Source organism: Bacillus sp. FJAT-50079 (assembly GCF_018343515.1).
Classification (GTDB): Bacteria; Bacillota; Bacilli; order Bacillales; family Bacillaceae_C; genus Lederbergia.
On record NZ_JAGYPD010000006.1, the window covers coordinates 331,961 to 355,365 of the forward strand.

General features: G+C 36.8%; 24 protein-coding genes and 1 riboswitch. Of the genes, 18 read left to right on the forward strand and 6 right to left on the reverse strand.

The genetic code is table 11. From position 1 onward, the window contains the following. Positions 1 to 57: 57 nt before the first annotated feature. Positions 58 to 1,668: a PTS sugar transporter gene (locus KHA95_RS17820; protein WP_213138906.1), complete on the reverse strand. Its 1,611-nt coding sequence runs from the start codon at positions 1,666 to 1,668 to the stop codon at positions 58 to 60. A gap of 380 nt (positions 1,669 to 2,048) precedes the next feature. Here KHA95_RS17820 and KHA95_RS17825 point away from each other — a divergent pair, with 380 nt between their 5' ends. Next, positions 2,049 to 2,315 carry a hypothetical protein gene (locus KHA95_RS17825; protein WP_213138907.1) on the forward strand — a complete coding sequence of 89 codons (267 nt, stop codon included), beginning with the start codon at positions 2,049 to 2,051 and terminating at the stop codon, positions 2,313 to 2,315. Positions 2,316 to 2,426: 111 nt separating this feature from the next. Here KHA95_RS17825 and mgtE read toward each other — a convergent pair whose 3' ends face one another. Beyond that, positions 2,427 to 3,404 carry a magnesium transporter gene (gene mgtE / locus KHA95_RS17830; RefSeq protein ID WP_249317040.1) on the reverse strand — a complete coding sequence of 326 codons (978 nt, stop codon included), beginning with the start codon at positions 3,402 to 3,404 and terminating at the stop codon, positions 2,427 to 2,429. A gap of 120 nt (positions 3,405 to 3,524) precedes the next feature. Next, positions 3,525 to 3,692, reverse strand: a riboswitch (M-box (ykoK) riboswitch). Positions 3,693 to 4,064: 372 nt separating this feature from the next. Between mgtE and KHA95_RS17835 the strand changes: the two genes are divergently transcribed. The 3 genes from KHA95_RS17835 to KHA95_RS17845 all read left to right on the forward strand — a co-directional run bounded on the left by KHA95_RS17835 (position 4,065) and on the right by KHA95_RS17845 (position 5,590). Further along, positions 4,065 to 4,487 carry a GyrI-like domain-containing protein gene (locus tag KHA95_RS17835; RefSeq protein WP_213138909.1) on the forward strand — a complete coding sequence of 141 codons (423 nt, stop codon included), beginning with the start codon at positions 4,065 to 4,067 and terminating at the stop codon, positions 4,485 to 4,487. Between the two features lie 26 nt (positions 4,488 to 4,513). Then, positions 4,514 to 4,978, forward strand: a complete 465-nt coding sequence (locus tag KHA95_RS17840; protein ID WP_213138910.1) for a GyrI-like domain-containing protein — start codon at positions 4,514 to 4,516, stop codon at positions 4,976 to 4,978. Positions 4,979 to 5,155: 177 nt separating this feature from the next. After that, complete coding sequence (locus KHA95_RS17845) at positions 5,156 to 5,590, forward strand: hypothetical protein (RefSeq protein WP_213138911.1); 435 nt, start codon at positions 5,156 to 5,158, stop codon at positions 5,588 to 5,590. A gap of 141 nt (positions 5,591 to 5,731) precedes the next feature. On the opposite strand, the gene KHA95_RS17850 is transcribed toward KHA95_RS17845, so the two are convergent. Further along, entirely contained in the window at positions 5,732 to 6,361 is a 630-nt protein-coding gene (locus KHA95_RS17850; RefSeq protein WP_213138912.1) for a metal-dependent hydrolase, read from the reverse strand. A gap of 134 nt (positions 6,362 to 6,495) precedes the next feature. On the opposite strand from KHA95_RS17850, the gene KHA95_RS17855 reads away from it, so the two are divergent. From KHA95_RS17855 to KHA95_RS17865, 3 genes are read left to right on the forward strand one after another with little or no spacing between them, the layout of a single operon-like run. Then, positions 6,496 to 7,266, forward strand: coding sequence for an exodeoxyribonuclease III (locus tag KHA95_RS17855; protein WP_213138913.1), 771 nt, complete (start codon positions 6,496 to 6,498; stop codon positions 7,264 to 7,266). After that, positions 7,263 to 8,123, forward strand: a complete 861-nt coding sequence (locus KHA95_RS17860; RefSeq protein WP_213138914.1) for an SDR family oxidoreductase — start codon at positions 7,263 to 7,265, stop codon at positions 8,121 to 8,123. Before KHA95_RS17855 ends, KHA95_RS17860 begins: the two co-directional genes overlap by 4 nt. 40 nt (positions 8,124 to 8,163) lie before the next feature. Continuing rightward, positions 8,164 to 8,328: a DUF4083 family protein gene (locus KHA95_RS17865; protein ID WP_213138915.1), complete on the forward strand. Its 165-nt coding sequence runs from the start codon at positions 8,164 to 8,166 to the stop codon at positions 8,326 to 8,328. A 67-nt stretch (positions 8,329 to 8,395) separates the two neighbouring features. On the opposite strand, the gene KHA95_RS17870 is transcribed toward KHA95_RS17865, so the two are convergent. Beyond that, the gene (locus tag KHA95_RS17870) at positions 8,396 to 9,703 is read right to left on the reverse strand and encodes a nucleotide sugar dehydrogenase (RefSeq protein WP_213138916.1); all 1,308 of its coding nucleotides are present in this window, start codon (positions 9,701 to 9,703) and stop codon (positions 8,396 to 8,398) included. Between the two features lie 342 nt (positions 9,704 to 10,045). Here KHA95_RS17870 and KHA95_RS17875 point away from each other — a divergent pair, with 342 nt between their 5' ends. Genes KHA95_RS17875 through KHA95_RS17890 form a run of 4 tightly spaced genes read left to right on the forward strand, consistent with a single transcriptional unit; the run spans position 10,046 to position 14,162 of the window. Further along, positions 10,046 to 11,149: a DegT/DnrJ/EryC1/StrS family aminotransferase gene (locus KHA95_RS17875; RefSeq protein WP_213138917.1), complete on the forward strand. Its 1,104-nt coding sequence runs from the start codon at positions 10,046 to 10,048 to the stop codon at positions 11,147 to 11,149. After that, positions 11,150 to 12,229: a Gfo/Idh/MocA family protein gene (locus KHA95_RS17880; protein ID WP_213138918.1), complete on the forward strand. Its 1,080-nt coding sequence runs from the start codon at positions 11,150 to 11,152 to the stop codon at positions 12,227 to 12,229. It begins immediately after the preceding gene. A gap of 3 nt (positions 12,230 to 12,232) precedes the next feature. Then, complete coding sequence (locus KHA95_RS17885) at positions 12,233 to 13,183, forward strand: GDP-mannose 4,6-dehydratase (RefSeq protein WP_213138919.1); 951 nt, start codon at positions 12,233 to 12,235, stop codon at positions 13,181 to 13,183. Beyond that, positions 13,170 to 14,162 (forward strand): glycosyltransferase family 4 protein, encoded by a 993-nt coding sequence (locus KHA95_RS17890; RefSeq protein ID WP_213138920.1) that lies wholly within the window; start codon positions 13,170 to 13,172, stop codon positions 14,160 to 14,162. The genes KHA95_RS17885 and KHA95_RS17890 overlap by 14 nt, the downstream gene beginning before the upstream one ends. Positions 14,163 to 14,241: 79 nt before the next feature. Here the strand turns inward: KHA95_RS17890 and KHA95_RS17895 are convergent, their stop codons facing one another. Beyond that, positions 14,242 to 15,237, reverse strand: coding sequence for a DUF4855 domain-containing protein (locus KHA95_RS17895; protein WP_213138921.1), 996 nt, complete (start codon positions 15,235 to 15,237; stop codon positions 14,242 to 14,244). A 143-nt stretch (positions 15,238 to 15,380) separates the two neighbouring features. Here KHA95_RS17895 and KHA95_RS17900 point away from each other — a divergent pair, with 143 nt between their 5' ends. Both KHA95_RS17900 and KHA95_RS17905 read left to right on the forward strand, forming a co-directional pair. Beyond that, positions 15,381 to 16,364: a glycosyltransferase family 4 protein gene (locus KHA95_RS17900; RefSeq protein ID WP_213138922.1), complete on the forward strand. Its 984-nt coding sequence runs from the start codon at positions 15,381 to 15,383 to the stop codon at positions 16,362 to 16,364. A gap of 65 nt (positions 16,365 to 16,429) precedes the next feature. Next, positions 16,430 to 17,122 (forward strand): N-acetyltransferase, encoded by a 693-nt coding sequence (locus KHA95_RS17905; protein ID WP_213138923.1) that lies wholly within the window; start codon positions 16,430 to 16,432, stop codon positions 17,120 to 17,122. 866 nt (positions 17,123 to 17,988) lie between these two features. On the opposite strand, the gene KHA95_RS17910 is transcribed toward KHA95_RS17905, so the two are convergent. Next, positions 17,989 to 19,419, reverse strand: coding sequence for a PQQ-dependent sugar dehydrogenase (locus tag KHA95_RS17910; RefSeq protein ID WP_213138924.1), 1,431 nt, complete (start codon positions 19,417 to 19,419; stop codon positions 17,989 to 17,991). 189 nt (positions 19,420 to 19,608) lie between these two features. On the opposite strand from KHA95_RS17910, the gene KHA95_RS17915 reads away from it, so the two are divergent. The 5 genes from KHA95_RS17915 to KHA95_RS17935 all read left to right on the forward strand — a co-directional run bounded on the left by KHA95_RS17915 (position 19,609) and on the right by KHA95_RS17935 (position 23,370). Further along, on the forward strand, positions 19,609 to 20,625 hold the full coding sequence (locus KHA95_RS17915; RefSeq protein WP_213138925.1) for a hypothetical protein: 1,017 nt from the start codon (positions 19,609 to 19,611) through the stop codon (positions 20,623 to 20,625). A gap of 59 nt (positions 20,626 to 20,684) precedes the next feature. Continuing rightward, positions 20,685 to 21,110, forward strand: a complete 426-nt coding sequence (locus KHA95_RS17920) for a cell wall hydrolase (protein WP_213138926.1) — start codon at positions 20,685 to 20,687, stop codon at positions 21,108 to 21,110. A 457-nt stretch (positions 21,111 to 21,567) separates the two neighbouring features. Continuing rightward, positions 21,568 to 21,939 carry a VOC family protein gene (locus tag KHA95_RS17925; RefSeq protein ID WP_213139006.1) on the forward strand — a complete coding sequence of 124 codons (372 nt, stop codon included), beginning with the start codon at positions 21,568 to 21,570 and terminating at the stop codon, positions 21,937 to 21,939. A 396-nt stretch (positions 21,940 to 22,335) separates the two neighbouring features. Next, complete coding sequence (locus tag KHA95_RS17930) at positions 22,336 to 22,488, forward strand: hypothetical protein (RefSeq protein WP_213138927.1); 153 nt, start codon at positions 22,336 to 22,338, stop codon at positions 22,486 to 22,488. A gap of 321 nt (positions 22,489 to 22,809) precedes the next feature. After that, positions 22,810 to 23,370: a YkoP family protein gene (locus tag KHA95_RS17935; RefSeq protein ID WP_249317042.1), complete on the forward strand. Its 561-nt coding sequence runs from the start codon at positions 22,810 to 22,812 to the stop codon at positions 23,368 to 23,370. The last annotated feature ends 35 nt before the right edge of the window (positions 23,371 to 23,405 follow it).

Sequence of the window (23,405 nt, forward strand, 5' to 3'; positions counted from 1 at the left end):
AATGAAAAAGACCATCATGATGAGACGGTCTTTTTCAAATGACTATGATAAGCCTATTCACCCAGTTAACTCGGTATCTTGCTGTATTGGAGTCCGGTTAGCCTTTTTGGCCATATTATTAATGATAAAGGTAATTGTAAACGCGCAAAGCAAACTTCCAGCCATGGCGATAATGAAGCCGGTCATATTGTTGGATAGAAACGGAGCCATGATTGATGGAACATAGGCCGTTCCTCGAACGTTAAAGAGACCAACAAGTAATCCACCTAAACCAGAGGATGCGATCGCGCCTGCAAATACATATTTATTTGAGAACATAAAAGGGTAGGCGGCTTCTACAAATGTTCCAAACCCCATATTAATCATGAATCCTGGAGCGGCTACCGCGGCCTCTCCCTTATCCCTAGGTGAAATAATATTTGCTAAAGTGATGCCCGCAGATACCATCACTAAACCAACCATATCAACCGCGCCTAAAAAGCTATTTCCTGTCCGCTCCATTTCAAGGAGAACAATTGGGAGAATGGCCGCATGATAGATTCCACCGATGATCGCCGGCCAAATAAGTAACCCAGCTATTAATCCTGCAAATAGTGGACTCATTGATACAAGCGAATCCAATAGAAAGCGAATTCCTTCCCCGATTTGTAAGGCAATAGGGGCGATCAGAAAATAAACAATTAATCCTGAAATCAATCCGGCGATTCCGCCGGCTGCGATATTTACAGTTGTCGCAGGAAAGCGCCATTCTACACATTTTCTGAAAATAAAATGAACTAAGAGGCCAGCCCCAATCCCCCCAATGATTCCGCCAATGATTCCACCATTCACGGATAGAACCCCAGCGACAATTCCAGCTACGATCGAAACATCATCTAAGTCAGCAACTTGCTTAGCCGCAATAACCGCTAAGATCACTGGCAGCGCTTGGATCATCACATCAAAAACACTACCAAGCATCGCTAATCCAGGAATTTTACTTAATGCTAATATTAACGCCATAGCAATAAAACCTGGAAGGGAGGAGAGCATCATTCCCCGTAGATTTATTCGTTTCAAAGGAGAAGCAGCTAAATCATGAGAACCACTAGCGGTCGTTGCTTTTCCAATGATCGGACGATAAGTAATTTTCCAATGCTTGCTTAATGACGTAACAAATGTTACAGCTCGTGTTCGATTGGTTGTACCAGTCGTTCCAGAAGTTGAAACCACATTGACTCCTTTGGAACCAATCGCTGCCATTGATGTCCCGCCTGTCCCGGTTGCAGGCAGCTTCTTACTTGCAGCCGCTTGAACAGCTAACTGATTCGAACCATGTGGATCAGCACTCATAAAAATTAGTCCGTCAATTTCATCTTTATCAATTTTATGAGCGATTTCTGCATCTAATTTGGCAGCAACGTCATTTACATCTTTTAGTGTTCCTTTATATATAATAAACGGTGAATTATTTTCCTCGTCCCAACTATAAAGAACAGCATCCGTTGTTTCCTTTATATTATCCATTGAAGCTTTGGCGGCGATAAACTGTAAGGCGGTGCAATGGATATCAGCAGCTTCTAATTGTAATAAAAGCTCATCGAGCAGCTTCTCTGGTTCTTTTCCGCCTAAAAAATAGAGATTCCCCCCGCTACTGCCAAGAATGGCAACTTTCTTTCTTTCCCCCATAATGACTTCCTCCTAATTGACAAAATCTTCATATCTACTATATTACATTAAAGTGGTAGTTGATTAAAGGTGTGTTAAACAATAATTATAAAAATTGTAAAAATTATTAAGAATCTTCACTTGTCATAAATAGTTAATATGTCTTTTTTTAATGGAAACTATTTTTACTTAACTTTCGTCAAGATGTTACGGGTGGCGTTAGTCTAGATTATAGGAGGGGAGATATAATCAAAAGAATAATTGCTATTACAATGTTGTTAGTTTTGAATAGCGGATGTATGGACTCATCTCCGCTAAAATCAGACCTCGAATTAACAATCAATCAACTTTTCGGGACCAGGTTTGATTATGTAGATCTTGTATTTTTCGAAGAAATAGATATGGATACTGGTAAATTAATTATTTCAAGATCAGGTAATGAAGGGGATGTAAGAATGGTTATAACAAGGCTTAATGATTCAGAGGATATTGATGAAATACCTACGGCTTTTGATTATTATATTCTATTAAAAACGTCAATGGCAATGTATGAATATAACAAAAAACAAAGGGAAGCCTTGATCAAATATAACTCCGAAATGATGATTGCTTGCTATGAAGAAAAGTGTAAAAAGATCAAAGGTGAAAGTCCTATTTTAAATCATTGATCATTTAACTATATTATTTACAAAATAAAAAGCATCCGAATAGTTGGATGCTTTTTGCCGCTCGTTATACACAGAAAATAATCAGTGATAAAAATATAGTAAAAGAGTTGGTTATAGCAATTTTGCAATAAACATCGTTGCAATTCCAAAATAAATGAGTAAAGATAAAATATCGTTAATTGTTGTAATTAACGGCCCGGATGCGACGGCAGGATCAACTTTACATTTATATAAGATGAGGGGAATGATTGTGCCAGCAAGCGTTCCGATAATTAATGTAGCAAGAAGAGAAGAGCCGACAACGATGCCGAGCATAAAGCTCCCGCGCCATATATAAGCTACTATCGCTATAATCACCGCGCATGTAATTCCTATAATAATGCCAACCAACAATTCACGTATTAATAATTTCAATGACTTTTTTATCGTAAGATCTTCTGAAACAAGACCCCGAATGACTACGGCAAGTGATTGTGTTCCAGTGTTTCCAGTCATTCCGGCAATGAGCGGCATAAAAAAGGCAAGAGCTACGACCGCTTCTAGTGTCGCTTCAAAACTTTCAATAATTCCCCCAGAAATAAGCCCAATAAATAGCAATAAAATAAGCCATGGCAATCTTTTTAATGCAGCCTTCAATGGATTGGTTCGAAAATCAATTTCCTTTCCGGATGCAGAGAATTTACCAATATCCTCATCAGCCTCCTGAAGCATTACATCTAATATATCGTCAACGTGAATAACCCCAATGATTTGTTCTTCATCATTAACGACAGGGATTGAAACGAGATCTTTATCACGAAAAATTTGTGCTGCATCTTCCTGATCTAAATCTGTCGGAAAAGCAATAACATCTTTTACCATGAAGTCCTTTATCAGTTCATCGTTTGCAGCACTAAGCAATTCACGGATAGATAATACACCTTCTGGTTTCCGATCAGAATTAACAATATATAAATAATGAATATTTGTTTTTCCTTTTACATTTTTTCGCAGGTGCGAAATCGCTTCTTTTACTGTGTATGTTTCTTTAAGCGCAATAAATTCCTTTTTCATCAATGTTCCCGTTGTTTCTGGTTTATACATGCTCATTCTAAAAACCTCCATCATCCTATCCATTACCCAAAAGTTATACTTACTCATTTCCCTCTAGAAATAAAAAAACACCCCTCTACAAAAAGAAGGATGTTCAACATTAAAATATAAAAAGTGAATAAACCTCCTTCGTAGAGCTTTAGCACTATATGGCATAGGATGACTTCATCCAGCTACATTAAAAACCACCTTAATTCGATGGTTCCTGTTGACCCATTGGAGTCTTTCGACATTTCTGGGCAGCAGCGTATCTCCATATAGGAGCCTCACCTAACGAGGATTCCTTAATTAATTTTTCAAATTCTTACTCTAGCATTTATTTGAGCGATTGTCAATTTTACTACCGATTATTTCTATTTTACCATCGATTGTAAAAAAATGTAATTATAAAACTGTTAAAATGAATCAAAAAAGGGGGCATTAAATATTCAATAGAAAGTGGATTAAATTAAATGTTCGTACTATAATTTATTTAATATTAAGATATTTACTCTTGTAAGTTGCGAACTTTTGCCCCTCGATGACAAACCACTCTACAAACAAATTCAAGAAATGATTCCTTGCTGAATTTATTTAGAAGAGGAGGCGCTTTATCTTGGAAATTAAAATAGTGAAAAAAGAGGCGTTTAAACTAGTGGCTATCGATTTGATGCAAATTTGCAAGATATAAAAAACAAAAACATTGTTAAAGCTGCGTTTGCCAAATTGAAAAGTCAGTTGAGCGAATTTCCGAATAGAGTGGGTGATCATCTTTATTTAGTACAGATATATCCAATGAAGGAGCGATTTGATCCTAAGGTAGATAAGTTTATTTCTTTAGTAGGATACGAAATACTAGACGAAGAAAATCGGCCGCCCAATACTGTTGTACACATAGTTCCAGAAAACTTTTATGCTTTTTATTCGTTCAAAGATATAGAAGCGAATATACAGCTAGCGTATGATTACTTATATGGTCATTGGTTGCAGGAGCAAGGCTATGATTCATTAGGCTATGATTTAGAATTATGGGATGAGCGTTATAAGCCAGAAGAATCTGCTAATGAGATTGACATGTTTATTGCGATTAAAAAACAATAAATCTGTAATCGATGGGGTGGAAATGAATGAAAATAACTCATTTAAATTTAAAAGTTATCGGACAGAAACATACTGCACCATTCAAGTCATATTCTCATATTTTCCCGGAAAAAGTTGAGCAAACGAAACAACGAATGCAAGAGTTGGGGATAGATAAGAACCAGCGCTATATTATTTATGAACCACAAAAACATGAAAAACATGAAACTGGCTTTTTCTATACAGGGGTCAGCGTGGATAACGATAATGTGCAAGTCCCGAATGATATGGACTTGATTCATTTATATGGAAAATATGCGGTATTAGAAACAATTTTTGATGCGAGCCGAATGGGAGAGTACTATACAGCTCTAGACGAATGGATTTATCGCAGCGATTATAGTCACGCACGCGATCGCTTTATCATTGAGCTTTATGTAGAGATGCAGGTAGGTTCTCAAGAGCTAATCATTTTTATGCCTGTCGTTGCAACATTATCAGGAATCATCTGATAGATATGTAGCAAAAATGAACAAGTGGAACAATGTCTTGATCGTGCTTTGCAGATTTTAAGGGTAAGTTTGAACTTACCGGATTATGAATTTATCTATTCTAACGAAAAGCCTATCCTACTTTTATACGACTCATTGAAAAATTGATGGAGAAGAGCAGATTCTAGGTGATCAATCATGCATCCGACAGAAATAATTGAGGTAATGTTTGTTTGGTCTGTACTTGCAATCATTGTAATGATCTCATTCTTTTTAAAGGGTAGACGGCGAAACATTTGCAGGACACTAGCTTTAGTTATATTTGCAGCCTATTGTATATTATATGTTGCACGACCGATATGGATTGATGCGCAAATTGACAAAAAGATAAAATTATTAAAACCCTACTTAGAGCAACAGTACCCAGATGAAAAATGGGAGATTTCAACAGTACCTCATCGAGAAAAGGGTTATAAGCATCTAAATCCTTATTATATTTATGTTGTTTTTGAAAATGAAGAAGATGTTACCTACTATTATTGGGTAGAAAATAAGGATCATATTTATCAAATTAGTTTTTCAACAAACAATGGGCTAGATGAGTTAAAGCATTTTGAAAAAAAGAATGAATAAATTTATTTTCATAGCATGGTCCTGAGAAAATGATATAAAGAATAAAAACAAGCATCACGTGAATTGCTGATGCTTGTTTTTGTCATTTACGCGAGGTGAATACTTTCAGCAACTACGATAAGGTGAACAAAAGATAGATGACTAAAACTCCCATTTTAAAAAAGGCTGAAATAATTTCACCCCTCGGCGATTTTTCGGAATCCACTTCATATCCAATAATAAATGACTCGCATAACTAAACATACAAACGAGCATGATCCCATCAATCCGTAACTCTTGTTCTAAGAAATAGCCTACTCCACTAAAATAAGCGAGGCCGATCAAAGAATGTGTTAATGAACGATGGGGAAGGCGGGAGGCGGTGCCAATATAAGCACCTAACATGATGAGCGATTTGCTTTGAAGCCATATACCGAGGATACCAACGGCAATTCCCGTCAGCAACACCATCATTTTTTGCTTAATGATGATCGGCGGCAGCGTAAGAAGAGCAATACCAACACAAATGCCCAACCATTGTGATGTGCTTGGATTCACGCTGAAATTGCTAATGATGAATAAAAGCCCGATGATTCCAGCCAATAACGTTAACCATTTTTTATTTAAAGAAATTTTTCTTGATAACGTCCCTTTTACATCTAAATCTGGAACTAAGCCAACACAGCCCCCTAATAAACTAAGGGAAACCGTTGTAGGTAAATCAACACCCATCCATTTCGCGATGCCGATTCCGGTTACTCCTCCGATAATAAAATGTGTTTTTCCATCCATATAAACACTCCTTCTGTACATCCTTCGCTGTCTATATTAGTATAACAATACGATCATCCGTTTGGTAGTCGGAAATGAATAATAAAGATAGAATAATAACTAGATGAGATAGGCGCAAAAAGGAGACTTAATGAATGTTAAAACTAGTATCATGGAATGTAAATGGATTACGAGCGTGTGTAAGAAAAGGATTTCTTGATTATTTTCACGAAGTGGATGCAGATATTTTTTGTGTGCAAGAAACGAAGCTACAAGCAGGGCAAATTGAATTGGAACTAGACGGCTATGAACAATATTGGAATTATGCCGAGAAAAAAGGCTATTCTGGTACAGCTGTTTTTACAAAGAAAAAACCGTTATCTGTTACATATGGGGTTGGCTCAGCTAATGAAGAAGCGGAAGGTAGAATTCTAACATTGGAATATGAATCTTTTTTCTTAGTCAATGTATATACGCCAAATGCGCAAAGGGATTTGGCAAGACTAGGCTACCGACTTGAATGGGAAGAGGAGATTTTTGCACATATTGAGGCGTTGGATCAAATCAAACCGGTTGTCTATTGTGGTGATTTAAATGTTGCTCATCGCGACATTGATCTAAAAAATGCGAAGTCCAATCAAGGAAATTCTGGTGTGACGGTGGAAGAACGAGGAAAGATGACTCGGTTATTAGATAAGGGATTTGTTGATACGTATCGCTATTTGTACCCAGAGCAAGAGGGGGCTTATACGTGGTGGAGCTATATGGCGAAAGTCCGTGAAAGAAATATTGGCTGGCGGATTGATTATTTTATCGTATCTGAGCGATTGATAAAAAATGTTATCGATGCAGAGATTCATTGTGATATTATGGGCAGCGATCATTGTCCGATTGCACTTAAGATTGATATCGAGGACGAGGAATGAAAAAACTAACAGCAATCATTACAGGTGCCTCGAGTGGATTTGGATTATTAACAGCGATTGAACTTGCTAAACACGGTTTCACTGTGATCGCAACGATGAGAGATTTAACTAATAAGGATACAATAATAAAGTTATGTAAACAAGGGGATGTAGAAAATCAACTACATTTTCTCCAACTAGATGTAACAAGTGAAACATCCATCGAACAATTTTCCCGTGAACTTACTCACTTTTCGTCAATTGATATTCTCATTAATAATGCAGGCGTTGCTTATGGTGGATTTAGTGAAGAAGTGAGTATGAAAGAATATAAGGAACAGTTTGAGACCAATTTTTTTGGTGCGATTGCTGTAACCCAGGCTGTGCTCCCATATATGCGCAAACAGCGCAAAGGTAAAATTATTAATGTAAGCAGCATATCGGGAAAAGTGGGATTTCCCGGTTTATCTCCTTATGTCGCTTCAAAGCATGCACTTGAAGGTTGGTCCGAATGTTTACGATTAGAAGTAAAACCGTTTGGAATCGATGTCGGAATCATTGAACCAGGTTCTTTTCAAACGAATATATGGACTCGTGGAAAAAGAATTGCCGAGAAGTCTCAATTAAGCAGCTCAGCTTATTTTTCCTATATGCAGGCACTTGAAAAAGAGCTAGAAAAAGGTCAAGCAAATTATGGTGATCCTGCACAAATTGCTAGACTCATTGCTCACATGTGTTCAAAAAAAGAATGGAAAAAGCTTAGATATCCAATCGGTAAAGGAGTTAAACTTAGCCTCTTCCTAAAAATGCTTATCCCTTGGTCAATATGGGAAAAAATCTTTTATAAAAAATTAGCGGTGAATAAAAAAAGAATGTAAGAATGATTATGTCTGCCATAATAATGGATTTTCCATTATCATGGTTATCATCTTTTTTTGTCACCTTGTGTTATGTATCCTTTCTTTCGTGTTATTTATTAGAAGATTAATGCTTGATTCTTCCGCGAAAAAGAATCAAGCAAGTGAGATAGAAAGAAAGCTTAATCGCATTATTGAATTACTTGAAAAGAATGAAAGAGTATAATAAGGATGACCTTAAAGGAGCACGCAGAAGAACCATATTTACTATATGATTCTATATCATTGTTATTTTAATTAAAACCCTCTCCTAAACGGATCACAACGGCATTTCCCGTATGTCCTTTTGTTACATTTCTTGTATCAAAAATAAGTGAAGCATAATTTAATAATTTATTAAGAGGAATGGCAGAATGGTCAGTTAATATAACGACACAATCAACTTCACTTAGTAAATCTTCTGTTATATCTGTATTTGCAAACAATTTATTTTTAATATTTATTGAGGGAATATACGGGTCATTATATAAGACAGAAGCTCCTTTTTGGTCAAGCCTCTCAATTATTTCAAGAGTAGGAGAGTCACGAGTATCTGCCACATCCTTTTTATAAGTTACACCATAAATCAGAATTTTTGCTGAAGGAAGCTTTTTATTTGGCTTTAAAAGCTCCTCGGTATGATTGACTATGTAATCAATCATTTGTTGGTTCACTGATTCAGAGATTGCGATAAATTCACTACTTGTTCCTAATTGTTGAAATTTCCATTGAAGATAAAGAGGATCAACTGGGATGCAATGTCCTCCGATACCTGGACCAGGATAAAATGGCATAAATCCGTACGGTTTTGTTGCCGCGGCGTCAATGACTTCCCATATATTAACCTTTAAATTATTGCAAAGAATGGCCATTTCATTGATAAATGAAATATTAATGAATCTAAATGTATTTTCAAGAAGTTTGGTAAATTCAGCCGCCTCCGTTGAAGAAACTGAAACAACCTCGTTATAAATTTTGCTGTAAAGAGCTAAAGCCTCATGTTTGCATCTGTTTGTTTGTCCCCCAATTACCTTAGGAATTTCTTCTACGCCATATTGGTGATTTCCTGGATCAACTCTCTCTGGTGAATTGGCTAAGTAAAAATCCTCACCTACCCGTAAACCACTTCGTTCAAGAATGGGCAAAAATACTTCCCTTGTTGTACCAGGGAAGGTTGAGCTTTCTAAAACAACAAGTTGCCCTTTTTTGAGCCTTTGTTGAATTTCTTCCCCTACATTAATAATAAAACGTAAATCGGGTGTTTTCTGGTTAGTAAGCGGCGTTGGAACACAAATAATAATTGTGTCAACGTTCTTAATCGCATCAATATTAGTAGTTGTCTCGAATTTTCCTTGGTCTATCACTCTTTTTAGCCTATCATTATCAACGTCTCCAACATAGCTTATTGAATGTTGAAGTTTTTTTACTTTCGTCTCATCCATATCTATTCCAATTACATGAAATTCTTTTTCAGCAAGCATGATAGACAATGGAAGTCCTACAAAGCCTAAACCTATAACAGCTATTTTTTTTCTTCCGAAGTTTGAATCGCCGGTGTTCATTCATCTCCCCCGTCTCAAAATTAATTTATACTTTCTACATTATGTTTTTTGTTGATATTGGAATGGACAAAACATCAAATTTTTGAAATTTGTGCAGAGGAACTAGAGATGCTTTCCTTATAATAGTCTTTTTATTTAGATTTAAAGGGATATTAGCAATAACATTGGATTTTCGCCGTTACTCTTCTAAGAAATGAGTCATAAATTATGTTGAATTATCTAAATGGCTATATCAACCTGGCAAATGAAAGAGAGCGTTAAAACGGATGAGGCGTTAAATGAAGATCGGAATTTTTCGATAATTACCATAAGCCTTCTTGATATAGGGAAAGGGAGCAGATGATGATTAATTTAGTCGATTTAAAGCGTCAGTTTCAAAGTGTGAAAGGGGAGATTTTTCAAGGTATTAACGAAGTTATTGATAATGGTGACTATATTTTAGGGCCAAAAGTGAAGGAACTTGAGGAAAAAATCGCCAAAAAATTAGGTGTTTTAGAAGCCATTACTGTTGCAAATGGAACAGATGCGCTAGTACTTACCCTAGAGGCTTATGGAATAGGAAAGGGAGATGAAGTCATCACAACACCTTTTACATTCTTTGCGACGGCAGAAGCAATCTCACGTGTTGGGGCCATCCCCGTTTTCGCTGATGTTGATCCTATTACTTATAATCTAAGTCCATTAGAAATTGAAAATAAAATAACCTCATCAACTAAAGCCATTATTCCTGTTCATTTATTCGGACAGCCCTCAGACATGGATGAAATCAATGAGATGGCAAAAAAACATGGGCTGTTAGTCTTTGAAGATGCATGTCAAGCTTTTGGAGCTACCTATAAGGATCGTTGCGTAGGAAGTTTAGGAGCAGCAGCTTGCTTTTCTTTTTTCCCAACGAAAAATTTAGGAACGATTGGTGATGGGGGAGTGATTACCACTTCAGATATCGAAGTCGCAGAAAGGATTAGAAAACTTCGCACGCACGGAACAACCAAAAAATACTATCACGATAGGATCGGATATAACAGCCGTTTGGATGAAATACATGCGGCAATTTTGCTTGTTAATCTTACGAAAATAGATGACTGGAATCAAGAAAGAAGAAAAATTGCTGATCGCTATCAACAATTTCTTAAGACGGCTCCTCATATAAACCTTCCTAGTGAGTTAAGTGATCGAACACATATTTATCACTTATATTGCATTGAATCTAGTTATCGTAAAGAAATAATTGAGGCTCTTAACAAAGAGAAGATTCAAACCGGTGTTTACTATCCACGCTGTTTACATCTTCAGGAAGTATATCGCTCACTCAATTATAAAGAAGGAGATTTTCCAATCGCCGAATCGTTATCAGAAAAAATATTAGCGATTCCAATGCATCCTTTTTTAACAGAGAGTGAACAAGATCGAATTATAAAAATAATAAATGAAGTCGGAGGTGCCTAGATGGTCGTGCGATTTGGCTTAGTAGGCTGTGGCTATATTTCCAAAAAGCATCTATTGGCTCTCGCGTCCTCTAAAGGGGCTGAGTTAGCGGCGGTTAGCGATCTTAGCCATGAAAGAATGGAGGAAGCAAAGCAGTATTATCAAGAAAGCCTAGGTCAGAAGACCCCGATTAAGTTCTATAAAAATTATACAGAAATGCTCAAAGACGAAGAGATTGACTCGGTAATCATCGCTTCGTTCTCAGGTCTTCATGCTCAGATGGCAAATGCCGCGCTCTTAGCAAACAAACATGTCATTTTAGAGAAGCCTATGGCTTTATCTTTAAAAGAAGCAGATGAGTTAATTCATCAAGCACAAAATCAAAATAAGGAGTTTATGATCTGTCATCAGCTTCGCTTTATGCCCATTATGCAAAAAATTAAGAACATGATAGATGACGGGAAACTCGGAAAACTGTTTTTAGGTGTTTGTTCCATTAGAATCAATCGTTCTCCAGAATATTATTCATTAGCATCATGGAGAGGAAAATGGGAAAGTGATGGCGGAATGTTAATTAACCAAGGCATTCATGTGATTGATTTACTTCAATGGTTTTTAGGCGACGTTGAAACGGTATATGGGGAGACAACACAGTATTTATCACAGGAAAAGGAAACCGAGGATGTCGCTGTGGGAGTAATCAGTTTTTGTAATCAGGCAAAAGGAATTGTTGAGGCTAACATCGTTACCCAACCAAATAATTTCGGATACTCCTTATCCTTATTCGGGGAAAAAGGAACGATTTGTATCGAAGGTCCCTCCCTTAATAAAATTTCTCGCTGGTTTATCGAGGGTGAGGAAGTAAATAATGAAGAACTCAATCATCTCCTTAATGATAAAAATGAGGAAATATACATGTATGAAAATTTCCTTGAAGCCGTAAATTTCGCAGATAAGCATTTACTGATAGATGGCAAGGAAGGAAAAAAAGCGCTTGAACTTATTTTTGCCCTTTATCAATCATCTCTTAATCATGAGGTTGTGAACTGTCCATTAGAAGCATTTGCAACTTCGGATATGAATAGAAAGGAAGGTAATTAATCAATGAATTTAGGAAAAGTGCTGGTTACAGGGGGGGCAGGCTTTTTAGGTTCACAGCTCGTTAAAAGGCTGATTCCGTTATGTGATCATGTTTATATTATTGATGATTTATCTACCGGGAACAAGGACGCAATTCCTGATTCTCATCTCATTACATTTTATGAAGAAAGCATTACTAACGAAAAGATATTAGAAGAGGTACTACCAAAAGTAAATTATATCTTTCATTTTGCTTGTAAAAATCTGATTTTATCAGTTGAAAATATAGAAAGTGATTTTGAAACGAATTTGTATGGGGGCTATTTGCTTCTGAAAAAAGCTCAAGAATGCTGCTCTGATCTAAAGCGGTTTGTTTACGCCTCCACTACCTCAATATACGGCCAGGCCTCTATTTTACCTACACCTGAATCATACTATTATATTAACCTTCCATATGCCGCCAGTAAATTCTCTATGGAGCATTATTGCAATGTTTATCATAAGATGTACCAATTTCCAGTCAGTGCACTAAGATTTTCAAATGTATATGGTCCCGGTCAGCTTTCATCAAACCCTTATTGTGGTGTTGTTGCAAAGTTTTTTGAAGCAGCTCAACATGATCAACCTATGATTGTTTATGGTGATGGAAGCCAGACGAGAGATTTTACTTATGTTGAAGATGCAATGGATGCAATTATACAAGCAGCTATTGATGAAAAAGCAATTGGGCAAGTTTATAATGTTGGAACTGGGGTGGAAACAAGCATCCTTGATCTTGCGAAGGAAATAAAAAAATCTAGTAGGCACATAGATCTTCCACTTAGCTTTGAGCCAAAACGAAAAGTAGATGTAGTGCAAAGAAGATGCATCAATGCTGAGAAAATTAAAAGCGAACTTAACTGGAAACCCCGTCATTCTTTGGAAGAGGGAATAAATAAAACGTATTCGTGGCTAAAAGGGGATGAGTCCGATTAGGATATTCCACGGAACAACGGAGATTGCAGGTCAAATGGGAATCTTAAGTAGTGCCCTTATTAATAAGGGACACTACTCTCTTGGTTATAATACTTTTCATTCTTATTTAGATTATAAAGATCATCTCGTTAATATCGATCATAAGACACTCGAGGAAAGCTATCAAAAAATTCTTGATTTATATGACCTTTTTCATTTTCATTATGGTACGACTCTCTGCCCAAATTTTACTGACTTGCTGGAACTTAAAAAAAGAAATAAGAAAATGATTATGCATCATTGGGGAAATGACGTAAGGTTTCATGATCAAGCAAAAAAAAATAATCCGTATGTATATACCGGCGATTCACCGCCAAATGAAGCCATTCACGAAAGGTTAATGAAAATTACGGCTTATATCAAGGAAGCAATTGTTCAGGATTACGAAGTATATGAATATGTGAAGAATTATTACGAAAAGGTACATGTATTACCAATTGCTATTGATCTTCAACATTTTCACCCTCATTATCCATCTATAACAAAAGAGAAACCTCTTATTCTTCATGCCCCGACGAATCCTGATTTTAAAGGTACTTACTATATAGAGAAGGTCATAGATAAATTAAAACAAGATTATTGCTTTGAATATAGGAGAATTGAGAAAATGAGTCATGATGAAGTTATTACCATTTATAAGGAAGCGGATATGATAATTGACCAGGTTTTATGTGGTTCTTACGGGTTACTAAGTGTCGAATCGATGGCACTTGGAAAACCTGTGCTAACTTTTATTCGTCCTGACCTTGTTTCGTCCTTCCCTACTGATTTGCCTATTGTTAATAGCAACCCTGATAATTTGTATGATCAGGTAAAAATGCTGCTTGACAATCCGATACAGCGTAAGCAGTTAGGAATAAAAGGGCGGAGTTATGTAGAAAAATTTCATTCCCATGATGTTATAGTAGATCAATTGATTGAAATTTATTTAAACTTATAGGAGTTAAACAGGAGGCTAGATCAAAAATGATCTAGCCTCTCTTTTTTTAGGGTTAAGATCCGGTCGTAGAATTAGGATCTTACGAGAATGCAGCTGTAGGGTAAATTGGCTTATACCTCTTTTTTATAAAAGTATAGAGATAAGTATATTCGCGTTTTTTTGAAATTTCACGCATTGATTGATTAGGAAATTGATAAACAAGCAAGCTATCATTCATATAATTGTTGTAAACACCGTAATTTAAATAATCAATCAACTGATTTTGTTTAAAAAGAGCGCCTTTTCCAAATATAATTTGCATGCCTGTGTGGTAATACTTGGCAAATAATGTTGAGTTGTTGATCCAAGTATAATCTGGACCTTTTTCTCCGTAATAATTAGGATGAGTACATGCCGCATTAAAACCAAACTTTTTCCATTTCACACAACCAGCTGAGCCATATTGCTGCAGCCATAAGGAAAGATAGCCTTTCTTACGAATAAAATTTGTTACTCTTTTAACAAGTTTCTCATCTCTGCTGTCAATTGAGGCGCGCGGCCATACAAACCCTTTGAATGATAGTTTACCATGTATGTGTTCAGCATCTCTCCACATTTTTAAAAACTCTAAAATCCACCATTCAATTGCTTCAATTCGATGAGAGTCGTTATTAAAATTTATACTGATGCCCTTAATTTTTCCGAAATTCGTTTGCATAGGAGTAGGGTATGGGAGAGTTACCCATATATCCGTTTTTTCTCTTTTTTTCACATTAGTAGCAGCAGCAGCAAAGTTGTAGTTTTTCAAAAATAGTCTGTTTAATGCTAATTCCCAGTCTTCTTTCTCTGCTAATATACCGATATTCGCATACATCGGGTAGAGAAAACGATTTCTTCGACCACTAATAGTGTGGAAAATCAAGCCTCCAAACATCTTATCAACGGCTTTTTTATTAACTAGATAATACTGATAAGGTTTTAAATCTATGGCTGTCCATTTCGAAATCCTACTTTCTGATTGGTCTCCACAGGGAAGTAGGCATATATGATTTTGTACTCCAAGCTCTTTTGCCGACATATAGTTATTTTGTGACAAAGATAATCCCACCTTTTTAAAGTCCTATTATACAGAATATGACTTATTCGTATTACCTGTGTGTCCGCTATTTATTCAATTATGAAGCTAGATATGACCGATTTGTCCCTCCAGAATATACTAAAACGAAAGGAGAGATTTATATGAAAATTGTGCATGCCCCGACAGAAATTGCCGGCCAGATGGGAATTTTATGTAAGGAACTTAGAAAAAAAGGGCATAAAGTTTCCGGATACAATTGCTTTCATACTTACTTAAGCTATAAAGGTGATATTATAAATACCGATGCATGGGAACTGCTAAAAGAATTTGATTACCTTATTAATAATACAGATATTTTTCATTTTCATAATGCGAATACGTTTCTGCAAAATTTCGAAGACCTCCCCATACTAAAAGAAAAGGGAAAGAAAATGGTTATGCATCATTGGGGTAGTGATGTACGCACCGTAAAAATGGTTAAAAAGCTAAACCCTTATCCACTTGTGCCCACCTACTATACGGATAAAGAAATCCATAACCAACTCACCACTATTTCCAAATACATTGATACAGCCATTGTTCAAGATTATGAAGCCTATCATTATGTAAAAGATTATTACAAAAATGTTTTCGTATTACCACTTGCATGCAATATTGATGATTTTAGATTGTCTTTTCCCAAAATAACGAATGATAACCCCCTTATTGTTCATGCTCCTACAAACCGAAAATTTAAGGGCTCTCATTATGTTGAAAGGGCAATTAAAAAAATTCAAAACAAGAGTCAGTTTACCTACAAAATTATCGAAAAAATGAGTCATCAGAAAGCAGTTTCAAATTATTTGAAAGCAGATATTATTGTTGATCAATTACTGTGTGGAACTTATGGAATGTTTAGTGTGGAAGCAATGGCAATGGGTAAGCCGGTTGTTGCTTTTATTAGAGATGATGTCCGCAAAAAGTTCCCAAAAGATCTTCCAATTGTTCAAGCAACACCAGAAACACTGGCAGATGTCCTTTTGGAGTTGGTGCAAAATCCTAAACGGCGTCATGAACTTGGGCTAGCCGGAAGAAGATACGTGCAAAATTACCATTCTGCTGAACGTGTGACAGATGAACTTGTAAAGATTTATCAGAAACTATAAAGGCATTAAGACAAGCTCTTTTACAAAAAAAAAATTTGGAATTAGTTAGAAAAGGAGTGCCAAGTATGATAGATCCATCAGCAAAAATAGGGGAGAACGTTTCTATCGGAAAAAATGTGGTGATTGAAGAAAATGTGATCATAGGTGACCAAGTGACAATTGGACATCATGTAGTAATTAAAAAGGATACAACGATTGGGAGAAATACACAAATTGGAGAACTGACGGTTCTTGGCAAATCTCCTTCCTCCAATAAAAAAATGAGGCGCAAAACCGAAAGAGATCTTGAACCACTTATTATTGCAGACAATGTTATTGTCGGGTGCAATAGCGTTATTTATCGTGAAGTTAAACTTAATACTGGCGTTTTTATTGGGGACTTGGCAAGTATCCGCGAAAAGGTAACGATTGGTGAAGACAGTATTATTGGAAGAAACGCAATGGTGGAAACGAATACGAAAGTTGGAAAACGCGTCACCATCCAGACCGGATGCTATATAACTGCGGATATGATAATTGAAGATGAAGTATTTTTTGGTCCATGTTGTTCTACTTCCAATGATAAGTACATGGGGGAGGGAAATTTTAAGCATCAAGGTCCGATTATTAGAAAAGGAGCTAAAATAGGCAATAACGCCACCTTGCTGCCAGCAGTTACCATTGGTGAAAATGCGATTGTTGGTGCTGGAAGTGTTATAACGAAAGATGTTCCCGCAAATAAAACAATTGTTGGAAATCCGGGGCGAATAATCAAATAATATTTTATTAACACAATTGTTTATAATCAATGCTTTGCAAATCCTTATCGTAGGAGCTCGGGGCTGTCTTAGGAGTCAAACTTTTATTGACAACTAGAACAATCCCTTTTTTATTTACGTCATTATGGTAAATTGAACTTCATCCGAATGCCCCTCATTGGCAAAAGATCCCCAACAAGGTAAATCGAACGTCGCTCGAATGCCCCTCATCGGCAAAAGATCCCCAACAAGGTAAATCGAACGTCGCTCGAATGCCCCTCATCGGCAAAAGATCCCCAACAAGGTAAATCGAACGCTATTCGAATGCCCCTCATCGGCAAAAGATCCCCAACAAGGTAAATCGAACGCCGTCCGAATGCCCCTCACCAGCAAAAGATCCCCAACAAGGTAAATCGAACGCTATTCGAATGCCCTTCGCCAGCAAAAGATCCCCAACAAGGTAAATCGAACGCCGTCCGAACGCCCCTCATCGGCAAAAAATCCCCAACAAGGTAAATCGAACGTCGCTCGAATGCCCCTCATTGGCAAAAGTTCCCCAACAAGGTAAATCGAACGCTATTCGAATGCCCTTCGCCAGCGAAAGATCCCCAACAAGGTAAATCGAACGCCGTCCGAATGCCCCTCACCAGCAAAAGATCCCCAACAAGGTAAATCGAACGCCATTCGAATGCCCCTCATTGGCAAAAGTTCCTCAACAAGGTAAATCGAACGCTATTCGAATGCCCCTCATCGGCAAAAGATCCCCAATAAGGTAAATCGAACGCCGTCCGAATGCCCCTCACCAGCCAAAAATCCTCAATACGGTCAATCGGGTGCAAGATGTTTAACAAAAGTCGCCTTCCTTTTTGACAGCCCTCCACTCTCGTTCATGGAATCACTTCAAAAACAGTCCCCCGATTCAAATCAGTCACTTTCATCGAACCATAGACGCCCAAATATAGTCTTGTTTGATCCAAATTCGTTCCCAAACTAACATAATAAGCAGATTGGGAACCAAAATTATCATTGGTTTCAATCACACTATAATCGCTTAGTTTACAATCTGTTCTTACTCTAGTATATGCTAAAACGCCTCTAGTTGGAGATTGTGATTCTTCGTGCCGGGCAATATCGGTAAATACAACGCTTCCCGCTAATTCCGGAATTCCAGCTCCCATATATGACTGCACTCCTGTAAGTGCAGTACCTCCAAATTTATCGGGACGGGGATCTTTATGAAAATAACTAGTTAAAGGCTGAAGTCGCTTCACAGAAGTTTTTACTGTTTCATTGTAATAAGCCATTGTTTTCTCAGTGAAATTCGGATTTGTGGAGCAGCTCTTTATCGTTGAAGTAGGAAAAGCCCCTTCCCAGCCTCTCCAGCCAAAGTTAATAAATCCATCTTGGTCAGATTCAGATTTCTTCAAATACGCTTGAACAAGCTCAGTAACCGGTATTGGTTTATAATGAACGAATGAAAAAATCGATTCTACTAAATCTTGTCCAACATTTCCTACATATTTGATATGCTGATTATAAAACCTTTGAAATGAAATCCCTGGTATATTGCGAACCCCTTTGGCAATTACCGTAAGAGTTTCTTGAATAGGAGCGGGAAGTTCATCAAAGCGTGTGACTATGGGCGGCTGATGGATAAATGCATTTTTATTTACATCCATTTCAATAATTTTACCTGCAATCTCCATATCATTTTGGCTTAAATTAAACGGGTCATACCCTGAACCACCATCCCCGATTGTTAATACAAGTTTTCCAGTTTCAGGAGAAAAGTTTAAACTATTGACGCCATTATGATTAAAAAATGGTCTTCTTAAGTTAAGTAAAGTCCGACGTTTTTGAGGGTGACCATTCGATTGTAAAATCCACTCTTCAACTGTATCAACATGATCATATTTCGTTTCTCTATTGGTCCACTTTAGATTTAACGTTTTGGGATCACAAGGGTTAGGGGAAAAACGTCCAGAAAGAGCACCTGGACCCTGTGTTCCAGCTACTGAATAGTGAAGATAAAATAGACCGTTATTATAAAATTCCGGATGAAACGCGAGTCCGATTAATCCCCGTTCATCATATCCACCACGGGAAACACCTGGTTCAGAAGTACCGAGTCTTATAATGTGTGGACGAATATCTAAAAAAGTCCGAATCTCCCCGTTTCTTATGTAAAAGATCTCACCTACCTGGGTTGCGATAAATAAACTTTCAATTGAGTCACCCGGAAGTATAGACGTTTTCAAAACAGTAGGCAAATTTATGTTCCTTACAATGGGTCGTAAACGAACGTTAACGTTTTTCACCTAACTTTACACTCCCTCTTTATTGTATCCTTTTAATAAAATATGATCAGGATTGTTATATTAGTACCAATAGGAAATCTCCCTTATAGGGATGGGCTCCGACAAACATTATGAAAATAGAAAACATTAGAATATACAGACAAATACAAGTGGAAATGATATATTCAAGCAAAGAGGAGGGGAAGTTAGATGACGATTCAATTTAAGCAAGTGGAAGAATGGTTTACGTTTTATGATGAGAAAGGGGATATCATTGAGCGAAAAACGGAGGTTCGATTTGATCCACTAACAGGGGAATCATCACGGCTCGTTTTCGATCCGGGCTTATCACCAAAAATTCCAGACTATACAGAAGCTGCAGAACAAAGCACTGGGAAAAATTGTCCGTTTTGTGCGGAGAATATTTTAAAGCTAACCCCACTTTTTCCAAAGGAAATAGCGGAAGATGGACGACTTAGCGAAGGGAAAGCAATTTTATTTCCGAATCTATTCCCATACAGTAAACATAATGGGGTAGTTGTTTTCTCTGACCAGCATTATGTTCGTTTAGATGAATTTTCCGTTTCGATGATCAAAGATGCTTTTGCCGTTGCACAAACATATATTCAAAAAGTGGCACAAACCGATGCAAAGGCAAACTATGCATCAATCAATTGGAATTATCTCCCAGAATCAGGTGGAAGCATTTTGCATCCGCATTTACATATTATTTGTTCGGAATCACCGACGAACGTCCAAGCTACCATTAGTGAAAAGGCAAATAACTTCCAAAAGAAAATGGGGAAGGAATATTTTTCCGAACTTTATAAGCAAGAGAAAGCGCTCGGTGAACGCTGGATTGGTGAAAAAGGAAATGTCGCATGGATTCATGCGTTTGCACCAAAAAGTCATAATGATTTTATCGGCATTTTTACGGCTACATCTTCCATTGATCAGGTTACGGAGCAAGACTGGATCGATTTTTCCGAAGGTTTGGTTCGTATTTTTTCCACATTAACTGAGCAAGGGTTTGCCAGTTTTAATTTATCTTTGCAAGTAGATCCGAATAAACAGCACCCGATTCATGTCCGGCTTATTCCACGATTAACAATCGGAAATCTTGGGACAAGTGACATAAACTTTTTCCAAATGATGCATCAAGAGCCGCTTTCCTATAAAAGCCCCGAAGAAATTGCGGCTAAAGCACGTGTCCATTTCAGCCTCTAGGCAACAATCATTGCATTTGAAAATAAGATAGCAATGTAATGATTTATGGAGGTGGAATTATGGCTGTTGTAAAAGCTAGGGAGGCTGATATCAATTTATTAGCAAGGCTTTTAAGAGCTGAGGCAGAAGGTGAAGGGCAGCAAGGGATGCTTATGGTTGGCAATGTGGGGATTAATCGGATTCGAGGCGATTGTTCCGATTTTATAGGAATCAGAACGATCCCACAAATGGTGCATCAACCACATGCATTTGAAGCTGTTACCCACGGTTATTTTTATCAAGGGGCAAGGGAAAAAGAGAAATCATTGGCAAGAAGAGCGGTAAATGGGCATCGGCTCTGGCCAGCTAAATATAGTTTATGGTATTTTCGACCAGAAGGAGATTGTCCAGCCACTTGGTATAATCAGCCTTTAGTGGCACGTTATAAATTGCATTGCTTCTACGAACCAAGAGCAGGAGAATGTGACAATATTTATGGTACCTAATTATAAAGCAGCTTATATGTTCGAAAAATGGAATCCTTCGGGATTTCATTTTTTGTTTAAATAATTGTTCAAAAAGGATTTGCCGTTTAAGTTAAATAAAATAGCAGATAGTCAATGTTGGCGATTAAAGAATACGATCGTAACTACCGGAGCGCTTATCGAGTTTAATGAGAAGCAAGAATTTATTATCATCAAAAGTAAATGATTCAAACTTGTGATAAGACCATTCATTTGCTTTGAATCGTTTTGATAAACAAATTACCGTTATATCTTATTCACGAATATTTTTAAGCATTTGGAATGGGGGTCGTAATATTGGCGATTAGGTATACAAAGTAGCAGATCTAACAATCAGCGCATTTGCAAGGATTGCTTTTTTTCCTTTTTTCAAAATAATGATGTACACTTAATGAATAAGGAAATGTTCTAAATGATTAATTTTTTATCAGGAGGAAATATGAAACTAGGCGCATTCTCTATAAGTTTAAGTGTAAAAGACATCAATCAATCTAAATCATTTTATGAAAATCTAGGATTTCAAACTTTAGGTGGGGATATTAGTCAAAACTGGCTTATATTGAAGAATGGAAGCACAGTCATTGGTTTATTCCAAGGAATCTTTGAAGGGAACATTTTGACGTTTAATCCAGGTTGGGATCAAAATGCTGAAAATCTCGATTCATTTACAGATATCCGAGACCTTCAAAAGCAGCTAAAAGCTAAAGGAATTAAGATGTTGTCGGAAGCAGATGAAACAAGTGAAGGACCTGCAAGTTTTACAATTGAAGACCCTGATGGAAATACTATTCTTGTAGATCAGCATAGATGATGAAGAGAAGAGGATGAGAACCATTTTGGAGCAAGAGCGATGTTAATAAAGAATGCCTTTATCATGGTTTGCTTGAAAGTTGCTTCATATATTCATGATGAAAATACAAATAGCTAAAACAAGTCCAATTTCACGGTATCAAATGAGAAATTGGACTTGTTTATATTGTTATTTCCCAAATGGTGTAAACACACGGTTCGTGGCGCCATCTTTTCGGTTACTTCTTCAATTGCAGGAGTAAGGTTTAAAGATATATAATCGATGGCATGGTCTCCACAATAAATGAGTCCATTAGTGGAAGCAGAAGAATGTCTTACCTTACTTAAGTCCTCATATTCAGTTTGCATATCTCGCTTAAATGATCTAATGCTATCTAAAACTTGCAGGACTGGCTACTTGCTTCATGTTACTGCCATAATTGATGAGTCGATTATTAGCTTCGTTATACTAGACAAGCTATCAATCGTTACTGGCATCGTTGGAAACAAACCAACAGCTTCAGGCTTATATAAAAATTTTAATGTGGGCGCGGGCATCGGCGTTTTTTAGTAAGTGTTGAAAAGCCAATCAAATAAGCGGCTGTTAAAAAAATAAAAAAAGAAGTCACACCATCCTTTGGCTTCCTTTTTTTATTTAGTATGGATTTATTGATGGAAATCATGTGAAAAGGAGCCTTTGTTGGCTTTTTTCAAAGCTTCAGGCGAGAATATCCTAGTTTACCTCGTAAGGTAAAGGCCCCCTTCATAACGGAGTTTGCGAAAATAGGGACATTTCATCCCATACACCTGAAATTTCCATAAATAATTGAATGTTATTTATTCCAAAATATATTTAGTTTCTCAATACTTCATCTATACAAGGGGATTTAGAATGGGTATCAGACAATATTGCATTTCAGCATGGTCTTTCATCGATCCGTTATATGTTCAATTCACACGTTTACAGCATATAAAAAAAACATGCGGTAATCAAACAATGATGCGTGTGCGGTTAACAAAGTATAAAGGAAGAAACATTGTTTTAGCGGATGGGACAGCAATCAATAAGAATGATGTGCTTGTAAAAATTCATTTGCATAATGTCAAATTGTTAAGGCACATCCAAGGGTATGATAGTGAAGTTAGGAAAGCGTTAATGATTTATAAGGGTGTCCAAGATTCACTACCATCCATTGCTCACTATATCTACAAGCATCGTTATGCTAATGACATTAAAGGGCTAATTGGCATTTCAATGCTTTATAAGGGGTGTAAGAAACTAGGATTTGAGCCGCATTCCATTACAAATCGATATTATAAATATTTCAAACAACTTGCTTTTTTCCCAATTTATTTTCTGTCCACAAAAAACACGTTTAAAAAAGAAATTCCAACTCCTATGTATTTATTTATGTCTAAAGAGAGTTTATTTCAACAGTACGGGATTAAATGAATAGAAATAAGTCATAGATATTTATCCAATAATTA